Annotated in this window: 11 protein-coding genes; 8 read left to right on the forward strand and 3 right to left on the reverse strand. The window is 73.5% G+C overall.

The window, feature by feature from the left end; all coding sequences use genetic code 11:
* The first annotated feature begins 138 nt into the window (after window positions 1–138).
* Window positions 139–1,245, forward strand: coding sequence for a sensor histidine kinase (locus UIS43_RS11265; RefSeq protein WP_049800312.1), 1,107 nt, complete (start codon window positions 139–141; stop codon window positions 1,243–1,245).
* Window positions 1,236–1,880, forward strand: coding sequence for a response regulator transcription factor (locus tag UIS43_RS11270; protein ID WP_013154525.1), 645 nt, complete (start codon window positions 1,236–1,238; stop codon window positions 1,878–1,880). The genes UIS43_RS11265 and UIS43_RS11270 overlap by 10 nt, the downstream gene beginning before the upstream one ends.
* 148 nt (window positions 1,881–2,028) lie before the next feature.
* Here UIS43_RS11270 and UIS43_RS11275 read toward each other — a convergent pair whose 3' ends face one another.
* Window positions 2,029–2,727, reverse strand: a complete 699-nt coding sequence (locus tag UIS43_RS11275) for a lytic polysaccharide monooxygenase (protein WP_232833191.1) — start codon at window positions 2,725–2,727, stop codon at window positions 2,029–2,031.
* Window positions 2,728–3,653: 926 nt separating this feature from the next.
* On the opposite strand from UIS43_RS11275, the gene UIS43_RS11280 reads away from it, so the two are divergent.
* The 4 genes from UIS43_RS11280 (at window position 3,654) to UIS43_RS11295 (ending at window position 8,303) form a co-directional block, all read left to right on the forward strand.
* Window positions 3,654–5,420, forward strand: a complete 1,767-nt coding sequence (locus UIS43_RS11280) for a glycoside hydrolase family 6 protein (RefSeq protein WP_370013140.1) — start codon at window positions 3,654–3,656, stop codon at window positions 5,418–5,420.
* Between the two features lie 144 nt (window positions 5,421–5,564).
* Window positions 5,565–6,737, forward strand: coding sequence for an N-methyl-L-tryptophan oxidase (solA, locus tag UIS43_RS11285; RefSeq protein ID WP_013154528.1), 1,173 nt, complete (start codon window positions 5,565–5,567; stop codon window positions 6,735–6,737).
* 124 nt (window positions 6,738–6,861) lie between these two features.
* Window positions 6,862–7,668: an SDR family oxidoreductase gene (locus UIS43_RS11290; RefSeq protein WP_071622606.1), complete on the forward strand. Its 807-nt coding sequence runs from the start codon at window positions 6,862–6,864 to the stop codon at window positions 7,666–7,668.
* 203 nt (window positions 7,669–7,871) lie between these two features.
* Window positions 7,872–8,303, forward strand: a complete 432-nt coding sequence (locus tag UIS43_RS11295; RefSeq protein WP_013154530.1) for a VOC family protein — start codon at window positions 7,872–7,874, stop codon at window positions 8,301–8,303.
* An 85-nt stretch (window positions 8,304–8,388) separates the two neighbouring features.
* Here the strand turns inward: UIS43_RS11295 and UIS43_RS11300 are convergent, their stop codons facing one another.
* The gene (locus tag UIS43_RS11300) at window positions 8,389–9,486 is read right to left on the reverse strand and encodes a winged helix DNA-binding domain-containing protein (protein WP_370013142.1); all 1,098 of its coding nucleotides are present in this window, start codon (window positions 9,484–9,486) and stop codon (window positions 8,389–8,391) included.
* A gap of 217 nt (window positions 9,487–9,703) precedes the next feature.
* Between UIS43_RS11300 and UIS43_RS11305 the strand changes: the two genes are divergently transcribed.
* Window positions 9,704–10,078: an antibiotic biosynthesis monooxygenase gene (locus UIS43_RS11305; protein WP_013154532.1), complete on the forward strand. Its 375-nt coding sequence runs from the start codon at window positions 9,704–9,706 to the stop codon at window positions 10,076–10,078.
* 40 nt (window positions 10,079–10,118) lie between these two features.
* Here the strand turns inward: UIS43_RS11305 and UIS43_RS11310 are convergent, their stop codons facing one another.
* Window positions 10,119–10,880 carry a class I SAM-dependent methyltransferase gene (locus tag UIS43_RS11310; protein ID WP_117199180.1) on the reverse strand — a complete coding sequence of 254 codons (762 nt, stop codon included), beginning with the start codon at window positions 10,878–10,880 and terminating at the stop codon, window positions 10,119–10,121.
* A 96-nt stretch (window positions 10,881–10,976) separates the two neighbouring features.
* Between UIS43_RS11310 and UIS43_RS11315 the strand changes: the two genes are divergently transcribed.
* Complete coding sequence (locus UIS43_RS11315; RefSeq protein ID WP_013154534.1) at window positions 10,977–12,410, forward strand: benzoate/H(+) symporter BenE family transporter; 1,434 nt, start codon at window positions 10,977–10,979, stop codon at window positions 12,408–12,410.
* Window positions 12,411–12,708: the final 298 nt, after the last annotated feature.

Here is a 12,708-nt window from a genome sequence, read left to right on the forward strand (position 1 = left end):
CGGACGCCGGAGGCGGCGGCGACCGGACAGGCGGAGAGGACGGACGTGACGACGCACGGAGACGCGCATCCGGCGGCAGCAGTGGCGCGCGGAGACGCGCATCCGGCGGCAGCGGTGGCGCGCGCATGGGGCCGGGCCGTGACGGGCGCCGCCGCCGGAGCGGTGACCGCGCTGGCCGAGGCCCTCTTCCTCGCGGCGGCCCTCGTAGCCGCCGTTCCCGCGCTGCCGCTCCTGCTCCGTCCCGCCTCGCGCGCGTCCCTGCGCCGGGCGCTGGACGGGGCCGCCCGGCCGCTGGTCTCCCTGGAGCGCGGCCGCCTGTCCGCCCTGTTCGGCGTCGACATCACCGTGCGCCCCGGGACGGCCCGACCGCTGGCCTACCTCGCGGTGCGCTGCCCGGTGGGGCTCTTCGGCGGGCTGGTGCTGGCCTTCTTCGCCGCCGGGCTCTACCTGGCGCTGTCACCGCTGGAGGTGCTCGACGGCAACGACCCCGCGATCGTGCCGATCGGCTTGGCCCTGATGTACCTGAGCGCTCAGGGAACCGTGGGCCTGGTGGGAACGGAACGCTGGCTGGCCCGGAGGTTCCTCGGCCCCAGCCGCCAGGACCTCATGGAGGAGCGGATCGGGGTCCTGGTCGCGACCCGCGCGGGAGTGGTCGCCGCCGTGGACGAGGAGCGCCGCCGGATCGAACGCGATCTGCACGACGGCGTCCAGCAGCGCCTGGTACTGCTGGGGATGGCGCTGGGGCGGGCCCGCCGCGACCCGGGTTCGGAGCGGGGGCGCGCACTGGTCGAGCAGGCCTACGAGGAGTCCCGCGACGCCCTGCGCGACCTGAAGGAGGTCGCCTGGCGGGTCTACCCGGCCGCGCTCGCCGGGTCGGGGCTGCGGGCCGCGCTGCACGACCTGGTCGGCCGGTCGAGCCTGCCGATCGACCTGGAGTACGGCCTGGAGGGCGCGTGCCCGCCGACCGTGGAGACGGCGGCCTACTTCGTGGTCGCCGAGTCGGTGACCAACGCGGTCAAGCACGCGCGCGCCGAACGGGTCAGCGTGCTGGTCGGCGCGCGGGGCGAGGAGGGAGCGAGGTCCGTGGTGGTGCGGGTACGGGACGACGGGGTGGGCGGGGCCGACCCCGCGGGAACGGGGCTGGCCGGTCTGGCCAGCCGGGTCGAGGCGCTCGACGGCCGGCTGTCGGTGGACAGCCCCACGGGCGGACCGACCACGGTCAGGGCGGAGCTGCCGTGCGGGTGATGTTGGCCGAGGACTCGGCGCTGCTACGCGAGGGGCTGGTGCGGCTCCTGGAGGACGAGGGGCATCAGGTGCTCGCCTCGGTCGGGGACGCCGACGCCCTGTTGGCGGCCGTCCGCGAGGAGGCGCCCGACGTGGCCGTGGTGGACGTGCGCATGCCGCCCACGCACACCGACGAGGGGTTGCGCGCCGCGCTGCGGATCCGCCGGGAGCAGCCCGGAGTGGGTGTGCTGGTGCTGTCCCAGTACGTGGAGAAGCGGTACGCCACCCGGTTGTTCGGTGAGAACACCACCGGTGTGGGCTACCTGCTCAAGGACCGGGTGGTGGAGGTCGACGAGTTCCTGGAAGCCCTGGTCAGGGTGGGGAGGGGAGGCGCGGCCTTCGACCCGGAGGTGGTGCGCCAACTGCTCGCGGGCAGCAGCCGCAGGGACCCGCTGGGGCGTCTGACCGAGCGCGAGCGCGACGTCATGGCCCTGATGGCGCAGGGGCACATCAACTCGGCGATCGCGGCGCGGCTGTTCGTGTCGCAGAGCGCGGTGGAGAAGCACGCCAACGCCATCTTCGACAAGCTGGAACTGGGCGACACCAAGGGGTACAGCCGTCGCGTGCTGGCGGTGCTGCGCTACATGCAGGCCTGAGCGCGGGCGGGGCCGGGCACGGGGGCGCCGCGCGGCGGTGAGCGGTGTCCGCCGCGCGGCCGTCGGCCGCGGGTCCGCCGGGGGTGGAGGTCCCGGCGGACCCTGTCCGGAGGAGGGGTCCGGACGGCCGGTCGGTTGGTCGTGGGGATCAGGTGAAGTTCACGTCACTGCACAGGTAGTAGACCTGGTCCATGTGGGAGGCCTGCCAGATCGTGAACACGATGTGGTGGCCGGACCTGCCCGAGGTGCTGACGTCGATGTAGCTGTCCAGCGCGGGCGCGTAGGGACCGGTCTCCTCGACCAGTTCGAGGTCGTCCCAGCCCAGGGCCTGGGTGGTCGGGTCGAAGCCCTGCTCGGTGACGTAGACGCGGAAGTAGTCCGCGCCGTGCTGGGCCTGGTCGTACAGGTGGAGGGTGAAGTCGTCTCCGACGTCGGTGGTCTTCCACGGGCCGACCGCGTCCATCGAGTCGTAGCGGCCGCCCTCGGTGTTGCCGCCGCTGCACAGGGTCCCGTCGGGGATCTGGCCCTGGTGGTCGCCGCCCACGTTGTCGCGGTACAGGCCGTTCCAGTTCCACATGGCGTTGGGGTTGTCCTGCCACGCCTGCCAGCACATGGGGTCTTCCTGCGCCATGTCCGGGTTGAGGTGGTCGCTGCCCCAGCGCTCCCAGCAGCCGTAGTTGCGGCTGGCGGGGTCCACGATCGAGCCGTGCGCGGAGGCGGGGGCGGCCATCGTGGTCAGGGCGACCAGGGGCACGGAGGCCAGGACGAGCGCGCGTGCGGCCCAGGTCCGGCGGGTGGTCCCGGTGCTCTCGGTGGTCTCGGTGGTTTCAGCGGTTCGGGGGGTCATGCTTTCCATTGCGTTCTCCATCGTTCTCGGCTTGGTCAGCCGATCGACGGGAGCGCTCCCACAGCGCATGTTACCCCTCGGAGCCGAGTCGAAACAGAGCGCGGGGAAAATCCCTGGCGCGCCCTTCACGGCGGCGGCCACCGCCCCCGGCGCCCCCGGTCGCCCTCCAGGAGGAACACCCACGCGCACCACCGTCGCCCGCCGACCGGCCGCCCCGCTCCGACGCGGTGGTCGCACCCCCAGGCGACACGGCTGCGGGGAGAGCGCCGACGACGGAGACAGGTTCCCGGTCGCCTCGGATCCGCCACTGCCTCCGCTGGTCCACCGCGACTCGTCCGGCCGGATCGATGCCTGACCGCTGGGCCGGGTCGGGGCACCTGCCGGCCGGCCGAGCTGGGCGGAGCCGCCCTGGGGGCGGTGGCGGGCGGCCTCCTCGCCGAGTACGCGGGACTGCCGGTTCCGTTCCGGGTCGCGGCCGCCGCCGTGGGGCTGCTGACTGTGGCCGCCCGGCGACCGCAGGTTATTACTGATCGGTTGTGAACCAGGTCACTACCTGCGCATTTCCCTTGTGTGAACCGCGTACCAGAAATACTCCGGTCATATGGTGTTTACATATCACCATTGGCGGGCTACCGTTCAGGAAAGCGTTCCGGACCCGTAACACTCCGTCGCGGGAACCGGCGACGCCTTCGCACACACTGTTCACATCCATCCCCCTACACCCCCGCTCACCCCGACTGGGAGCGCTCCCAATCCTTCCAGTCCTTTTCGCTCGGCTTTACCCCGGATCTAAGGCACGCGAATGCAGCGCTCACCTCCATAAACGCAGGGAATTGTCCACACCTCCCGTCCGCCGGGCCCGAACTCGCCGGCCCGGCACTTCAGAAGGCTCCTTCTGGCAACCCGCTTCCATAAGGAAAGAAGAGATGAGCACACCCCCCCGTGCCGCGAACCTACGTTCGTGGACACGACGCGGCCTGGCCGCGACCTCCGCCCTGGTGCTCGGCAGCACCCTGGCGGTCGCCTCCTCCGTACCCGCCAGCGCGGCGGCCGGTTGCGAGGTCGACTACCAACTCAACGACTGGGGCTCCGGGTTCACCGCGAGCGTGGAGATCACCAACCTCGGCGACGCGGTCAACGGCTGGACCCTGGAATGGGACTTCGCCGGAAACCAGCGGATCACCAACTCCTGGAACGGCACCGTCACCCAGAGCGGACAGAGCGTCTCGGTCACCAACGCCGGGCACAACGCCTCACTCTCCACCGACGGCACCGCCAGCTTCGGCTTCCAGGGAAGCTACACCGGAAGCAACGCCGCGCCCACGGCCTTCGAACTGAACGGCGTGCTGTGCAGCGGTGACGTCGAGGAGCCGGAGGAACCGGAGGAACCGGAAGAGCCCGGGGAGCCCGAGGAGCCCGGCAGCAACGGTCGGGTGGACAACCCGTACGTGGGCGCTGACGTGTACGTCAACCCGATCTGGTCGGCCAACGCCGCCGCCGAGCCCGGCGGGGACGCCGTGGCCGACGAGCCCACCGGGGTGTGGCTGGACCGCATCAGCGCCATCGAGGGCAACGACAGCCCCACCACCGGCAGCATGGGACTGCGCGATCACCTGGACGAGGCCCTGGCCCAGGCCAACGGTGAACCCCTGGTGTTCCAGGTGGTCATCTACAACCTGCCCGGCCGTGACTGCGCCGCTTTGGCCTCCAACGGCGAGCTGGGCCCGGACGAGATCGACCGGTACAAGAACGACTACATCGATCCCATCGCCCAGATCCTGGCCGATTACGAGGACACCGAGCTGCGGGTGGTGACCACGGTCGAGATCGACTCGCTGCCCAACCTGGTCACCAACGTCTCCCCGCGCGAGACCGCGACCGAGAACTGCGACGAGATGCTGGCCAACGGCAACTACGTCGAGGGGGTGGGCTACGCGCTGGCGCAGCTGGGCGCGATCGACAACGTCTACAACTACGTCGACGCCGGCCACCACGGGTGGATCGGTTGGCAGGACAACTTCACCGCCTCGGCGGCGCTGTTCTTCGAGGCGGCCAACGCCGCCGGTGCCAGCCCCGACGATGTGCACGGGTTCATCGCCAACACCGCGAACTACTCGGCTCTGGTGGAGGACAACTTCTCCGTCGACCAGACCATCGCCGGTACGCCGGTGCGCCAGTCGGAGTGGGTGGACTGGAACCAGTTCACCGACGAGTTGTCCTTCGCCCAGGCTCTGCGTGAGGAGCTGGTGGGTCAGGGGTTCGATTCGGGGATCGGGATGCTCATCGACACCTCCCGTAACGGGTGGGGTGGGCCGGACCGCCCGGACGGGCCGGGGCCGAGCACGGATGTGAACGCCTACGTGGACGGGGGCCGCTACGACCGCCGTCTCCAGTCGGGGAACTGGTGCAACCAGTCCGGTGCGGGGCTGGGTGAGCGCCCCCAGGCCGCTCCGGAGGCGGGGATCGACGCCTATGTGTGGATGAAGCCGCCGGGTGAGTCCGACGGGTCCAGTGAGTTCATCGAGAACCCCGAGGGCAAGGGGTTCGACCGGATGTGCGATCCGACCTATGAGGGCAACCCGCGCAACAACTACAACATGAGTGGCGCGCTGCCCAACGCGCCGATCTCGGGGCACTGGTTCTCCGCGCAGTTCCAGGAGCTTTTGGCCAACGCCTACCCGCCCATCCAGTAGCAACTCCCGGATCTCGGCTCCCTTCCGAGACGGGGCGCCCGTCCACCCCTGGGGGTGGGCGGGCGCCCGCCATGCGCGGGTCCTGGGATCATGGGACGGGGCTCCGGGCGGCGGAGCCCCGGACACCGGACCTGGGGGAAACGCGTGACGGCACCGTTGGAGACCGACACCGTCGTGGTCGGACTGGGAGCCATGGGGGCGCAGGCCCTGTGGCGCCTGGCCCGGCGCGGTGTGGACGTGATCGGGGTCGAGCAGTTCACGCCCGGGCACGACCGGGGCTCCAGCCACGGCGAGTCCCGCATCATCCGCACCGCCTACATGGAGGGCGCCGCCTACGTGCCGTTCGTGCGGTCGGCCTGGCGCGCCTGGTCGGAGCTGGAGGAGGCCTCCGGAACCCGGCTCGTGGTGCGCACCGGCGCCCTGATGCTCGGCGCGCCGGACAGCCCCGCCGTCACCGGGTCGGTCGCCGCCGCCGAACACCACGGTCTCCCCCACCAGGTGCTCTCCCGCGACCAGGTCGCCGAGCGCTTCCCCCAGCACGTGCTGCGCCCGGGTGAGGTGGGCGTCTTCGAGGAGGACGCCGGTGTGGTCCTGCCCGAGGCCGCGATCACGGCGGCCGTGCGGCTCGCGCGGGAGGCGGGCGCGCGGGTGCTCACCGGCGCCCGGGCGTCCCGTGTCGTCCCCGACCCGGACCGCCCCCGTGTGGTGGTCGGGGACACCGTGATCCGGGCCCGCCGGGTGGTCGTGACCGCCGGGTCCTGGCTGCCGCGGCTGGTGCCCGAGGTGGCGGAGCTGGGCGGCGGCCTGCGGGTGGAGCGGCGGGTGCTGGGCTGGTTCCGCACCACGCGGGACCCGTCCCCGCACGCGCACGGACCGGTGTTCGCCCGGGACGAGGACGACTGCACGTGGTACGGGTTCCCCAGCATGGACGGCGGCCTGACCGTCAAGATCGGTGTGCACGCCGAGGCTCCGGGAAACAGGGGCGAGGGCGCCCAGTGGGGCGAACCGGTCGACCCCGACGCGGGACCGCGGGAGCCCGACGCCGCCGACGCGCGGCGGCTGGGACGGCTGGCCGCCGGACTGAACGGTGTGGCCCCGCTGCCCGAGCGGATGGCGTCGTGCATGTACACGATGACGCGGGACGAGCACTTCGTCATCGGGCAGCGCCGCGAACTGCCCGGACTGGTGCTGGCGGGGGGCTTCTCGGGGCACGGCTACAAGTTCGCCTCCGCGGTCGGGGAGGCGCTGGCCGACCTGGCCCGGCACGGGCGCACGGACCTGGCCGTGGACCTGTTCGACCCGCACCGCTGGGACTGAGCCGGGCGGTCGACGGGCCCCGGGGCGGGGTGCGGTCGGCGCGCGCGGGCGTGCGATCATCGCTTCCACGCGCGGCGCGAGCGCGGCCTCCCTCCCCCCTCAGCCTCCCTCCGGAAGGACCGCCATGAACAGTCCCACCGTCCCGCGGACCGCGCTCGTCACGGGCGCGTCGTCGGGGATCGGCGCCGCCGTGGCCGCCGAGCTGGTCCGCCGCGGCTACCGCGTGTACGGGACCAGCCGCGACCCCGGGGCGGTGGCCGAGCCGGTTCCGGGCGTGGAGTACCTGGCCCTGGACCTGGCCGACGGGGCGTCGGTCGAGGCGTGCGCGGCCGCCGCGGGCGACGTGGACGTACTGGTCAACAACGCCGGGGAGAGCCAGAGCGGGCCCTTCGAGGAACTGCCGCCGGAGGCGGTGGAGCGGTTGTTCCGGATCAACGTGTTCGGCGCGGTGCGGCTCACCCAGCTGCTGCTGCCGGGAATGCGCGCCCGAGGGTACGGGCGCGTGGTGATGGTGGGTTCGATGCTGGCGAGCTTCCCGCTGGCCTACCGGTCCTCCTATGTGGCCTCCAAGGCGGCGCTCAAGGGGTTCGCGAACGCGCTGCGCCGCGAGGTGTCCCCGTACGGGGTGGGGGTGGCCACGGTCGAGCCGGGATCGATCAACACCGGCATCAGCGAGCGGCGGACCCAGTACCTGCGGGAGGGGTCGCCGTTCGCGGCCGAGTACCGCACCATGCTCAGGGCGCTCAACGCCAACGAGGCGTCGGGGATCACGCCGGGGGCGGTGGCCCGGACCATCGTGCGCGCCGTCGAGGCGGACCCGCCCCGGCCGTTCTACGCGGTGGGCAGCAACGCCCCGGTGGTCTTCGCGCTGCGGCGGCTGTTCCCGCGCTCGCTCGTCCTGCGCGTGGTCGCCCGCAGGCACGGGCTGTAGCCGCGGGTGTGCCCGGGCGGCCCTGGGGCCCGGGTGTCCTGGGCTTCCCGGCACCTCTGGGGCCCTGGGGCCCGGGCCCGCGCGGACCCGCCGCGTCCGAGGGGTTCCGGGCGGTGTGTCCCCGGTCCCGGATAGGTTGTCCCGGCCACAGGACACCGCCCGCCCCGGGCCCTTTCGGGGCGGGGTACAACGACGGAGCCGCCGTGAAACAACAGGTTCACTTCATCACTCTGGCCACGGCCGACCTGGACGCCGCCCGCGCGTTCTACCGGGACGGGCTCGGCTGGGAACCGCTCGCGGACGTCCCCGGGGAGATCGTCTTCTTCCAGGTCGCGCCGGGGCAGGTCCTGGGCCTGTTCGACGCGGAGAAGTTCGACCGCGACCTGGGGCGACCGCCCGGCACGACCGGTGTGTCGGGGCTGACGCTGTCGCACAACGTCGACGGCCCCGAGGAGGTCGAGCGGACCGTGGAGGCCATGGCGCGGGCGGGCGCGCGGGTGCTCAAGGCCCCGCAGCCGGGTGAGTTCGGCGGGGTCTTCCACGCCCACGTGCGGGACCCCAACGGCGTGGTGTGGGAGATCGCGCACAACCCGGGCTGGCGCGTGGACGAGACCGGCCGGGTCGTGTTCGGCTGAGTCCCGGGCGCCCGCCGGGAACCGCCGCGCCCGTCGGAGCCGCGGGGGCGGCGCCGGGCGGTCGGAGCCCGGGGCCCCGGCCGGTTCACGGTTCCAGGGGGCGCAGGCGGATGTCGTGGCCCTCGGAGTCGGCCGCCGCGAAACGGAGCAGCCGTGCGCCCTCCTCGGTGACCGCCTCCTCCTCGGCCGGGGTGAGCCGTGCGAACAGCCGCACGTCCAGTACGGCGGGGCCGCCGCGCCGGGTCCGCTCGATCCGCCACAGCCCGCGCACGAACCCGTCCACGGTCAACGGCGCCTCGACCACGATGTGGGGGCGCTGGTGGTCGGCGACGACGCGGGAGCGGTCGTCGTAGGAGACCAGCACGTTGTCGAGCAGCGCCAGGAAGCGGACCGGCGCGGGCGTGTCGGGGTCGGGGCGGGGCGCGTCGGGCAGGTCGAACAGCTCGCGGCCGTCCGGGTCGCGCAGGACCCGCAGCCGCGGCCGCAGCCCCTCCACGACCGCGCGCATGCGGGTCGTCCCGCTCCAGGCCTGGACGTCCCTGGCGGTGGCCGGGCCGAACGCGGCGAGGTAGCGCAGCACGAGGGTGTCCGGGGAGGGCTCGGCGGCCAGCGGCGCGCCGAGCCACTCCTCGGCGAGGGCGAAGGGTGTGGTGCCGCGCCGTCCCCACGTGCCGTCGGGCGGCGGGTGCAGAACGGGCAGGAGCCCCTGGACCGAACGGGCCAGGGAGACGGGGGCGCGTCCGGGCCAGCGCTCGGCCAGGGCCCGGCCCAGGTCGGGGCGGGGGAGTCCGCCGTCGGCGAGGAGCGCGCGTGCGGCGGCGGCCAGCTCGGCGGGTTCGACACCGGGCAGGTCCCGGCCGAAGGCTCCTTTCTGCCAGCGGGTCAGCATGGGGTGCAGGGTCGGGCGCAGCCACAGGTAGTCGGCGGCGGTGACCAGGTGCTGGGTGCCTCGCAGGAGGGTGGCGCGCACGACCTCGCGGCTGTGCAGGAGCCCCGTGAGGTCGTCGATCCGAAAGTCCCGGACACGGGACCACAGGCCCACGTAGGGAGGCTCGGGGTCCTGCGCCTGGAGTCCGACGAGGTGGTGGACGACCTCGGCGGCGGTGTGGTCGGCGGTCCGGCCGAGGAGCAGTTGGCGGGACAGGGTCGCCCGGTTGAGGGCGCGGCGGTCGAGCGCGGTCATGGACGCGACCCTAGGAGGGGTGGAGGTCATCGGCTGTCCTCCACTCGCCGGCCGGGGACGGTCACCGCGTGCGGCCGTGCGGGCGGGCGGGGACACAGGGCGGGCGTGGCGCGGGTCGGCCGGTCGGGGGGCGTGTTCGGGGCGGGGCGGCGCGGGCGTCGGCGGAGGTTGTCCTAGGTTGGGCGGGAGAACCGCAGACAACCGAGAGAGGTGCCGCGTGAGCAGCGTCGTCAAGTTCAACGTCCTGACCGTCCCCGAGGGCGCCGGGGCGACCCTGGAGGAGCGTTTCGCCAAGCGGGCCGGGCTCGTGGAGGACCAGCCGGGGTTCGAGGAGTTCCAGCTGCTGCGCCCGGTCGAGGGCACCGACAAGTACCTGGTGTACACCCGGTGGCGGTCCGAGGAGGACTTCCAGAACTGGGTGAACGGCCAGGCCTTCCGCCAGGGGCACGCCCAGGCCGCCGCGGACGCCCAGAAGGAGGGCGCGTCGGCCGGGCACGGCCGGGGTCACGGGCACGGCCACGGCGGCCCGGCCGCGACCAACAGCGAGATCTGGGGCTTCGAGGTCGTCCAGCGGGTCTCGGCCCGCTCCTGACCGCCGGGGGCGGGTGCCCGCGCCCCGCGGCCCGGGCGGGTCAGCGGGGCTTGCGGGCCTCGATGAGGAAGCGGGTCGTGGTGGCCCTGAACGACCCCTCGCGCTCGATGTGCTCGTGCATGTCCCGGAGCCGGTCCCGGTAGGCCTCCACGGTGAACCCGGGCACCATCCAGACCACCTTGCGCAGGAAGTACACGACCGCGCCGACGTCGAAGAACTCCGTGCGCAGCCGCTCCATGCGCAGGTCGGTCACCTCCAACCCGGCCGCCCGCGCCCCCTCCCGCGCCTGTTCCGGGTGGCGGGAGGCGCGCGCCTCCCCGGGCTGCGGCCCCAGGAAGAACTCCACGACCTCGAAGACGCTCGCCGGGCCCACCTGCTGGGACAGGTAGGTTCCGCCCGGTGCCAGGACCCGGGCGATCTCCTCCCACCACACGGTCACCGGATGGCGGGAGACCACCAGGTCGAAGGCACCGTCCGCGAAGGGCAGCGGCGGCTCGTCCTCGTCGGCGACGACCACGACCCCCAGCGGATGGAGCAGCCGGGTGGCCTCGGCGATGTTGGGCGGCCAGGACTCCGTCGCCGCGGTCAGGGGCGGGCGTTCGGGGATCCCCGCCAGCACCTCGCCGCCGCCGGTCTGGATGTCGAGCGCGGCGCTCGCGCGGGCCATGTACCCGGCCATGGTGCGCTGGTAGCCCCAGGAGGGGCGCTGTTCCGTGGCCCGGCCCTCCAGCCAGGAGAAGTCCCAGCCGTGCGTCGGCTCCGCGTCGGCCTCGGCGACGAGTGCGTCGAAATCGCGTCCCATGGCGGCATCCTCCCCCGGGCGCCGCGGCCGGGTCCAGCGGTTTTCCCTCCCCCCGGGCGACGGCGCGGGTCCGGTGGCGCGCGAGGATGGTGGACTATGAGAACCCTCGTCCGTCTTGTCGGCCTCGTGGCCCCCGCGCCCGCCGTCGCGGCCGGTCTGGTCGCCGTGCTGGTCGGGGTGACCAGCTCGGCGGCGATCGTGTTCACCGCGGCCGAGGCCGCCGGTGCCTCCTCCGGGCAGACCGCCTCGTGGATGCTGGCCCTGGGTGTGGGGATGGCGGTGACCTGTGTGGGACTGTCCCTGCGCCACCGGGCCCCGATCGTGACCGCCTGGTCCACGCCCGGCGCCGCGCTGCTGGCGGTGGGGCTGGACGGGGTGACGATGGCGCAGGCGGTGGGGGCGTTCCTGTTCTCGGCCGCGCTGATCACCCTGAGCGGCGTCACCGGGTGGTTCGAGAGGGTCATGGACCACGTGCCGGTGCCGCTCGCGGCGGGGCTGCTGGCCGGGGTGCTGCTCCAGTTCGGCATGGGGCTGTTCACGAGCATGGAGGACGACTTCGCGGTCGTGTTCACCATGTTCGCGGCGTACCTGCTGAGCCGCCGGTGGCTGCCGCGCTACGCGGTCATCCTGTCCCTGGTCGCGGGCGGTGTCGCCGCGGCGCTGCGCGGGACCCTGGACCTGGGCGGGGTGACCCCGTCGCTGGCCCGGCCGGTGTTCGTGGCGCCCGAGTTCTCCTGGCAGGTGCTGGTGAGCGTGGGGCTGCCGCTGTTCGTGGTGACCATGGCCTCGCAGAACCTGCCGGGGGTCGCGGTACTGCGGGGCGACGGCTACCGGGTGCCGATCTCGCCGGTGATCGGGTGGACCGGGGCGACCAACCTGGTACTGGCGCCGTTCGGGTGCTTCGGGATGAACCTGGCCGCGATCACCGCGGCCATCTGCACGGGACCGCAGGCGCACCCCGACCGCGAGCGCCGCTACCTGGCCGGGGTGTGGGCGGGGGTCTTCTACCTGTGCGTGGGGGTCTTCGGGGCGACGGTGGCGTCGCTGCTGGCCGCGCTGCCGCCGCCGCTGATCCTGGGGATCGCCGGGCTGGGCCTGCTCGGAACGATCGGGGGTTCGCTGGCGTCCGCGCTGGGGGACGAGCGCTCCCGGGAGGCCGCGGTGGTGACCTTCCTGGCCACGGCGTCGGGGTTCACCCTGTTCGGTGTGGGGTCGGCCTTCTGGGGTCTGCTGGCGGGTGCGCTGACGCTGGCGGTGACCCGTTCCTGGCGCCGGTCGCGGCACACGGCTTCGGGCGGCGGTGCCGGGCAGGACACCGAGGACGCGCGGGAGGCCGACGAGACCGCGGAGGCCGTCCGGGGAGAGGGCGGCGGAGCGCGGGAGGCGGCCGGAACACCGGCGACCCCGATACGGACGGCCGACGGGGCTCACGAGACGGGTGGGACTGGACAGGCCGGAGAGGACGGAACGACCACCGAGGCGCAGGGGCCCGGTGATCCCGGTGCGGACAGCCGGTCGGCCCGCGGTTGAGGGGTGGGCAGCCCCACCGACCGGGGACGGCCACGGGTGTTCCGGCACCGGTCGGCCCGCGGTCGGGGAGTCCGGCGCCGCCGACCGGAGGACGGCCGCGAGAACCGGCGCCGGTCGGCCCCCGACCAAAAGGGCTTGCCCGCCGGTCGGGAGACGGCTATAACAGTCGCGGCCCCGACCACAGCGGAACCGGGGCCCCGACGACGAAAGGAGGCGGAGCCGTGTTCACCGCAACCACCGCGCTCGCGCCCTCCCGGGGCGGCCTCGACAGCTGAATCCCCGGAGCGGCCGGGCGCAC

The organism is Nocardiopsis sp. LDBS0036 (genome assembly GCF_041228755.1).
In the GTDB taxonomy this organism is placed as follows: Bacteria; Actinomycetota; Actinomycetes; order Streptosporangiales; family Streptosporangiaceae; genus Nocardiopsis; species Nocardiopsis dassonvillei.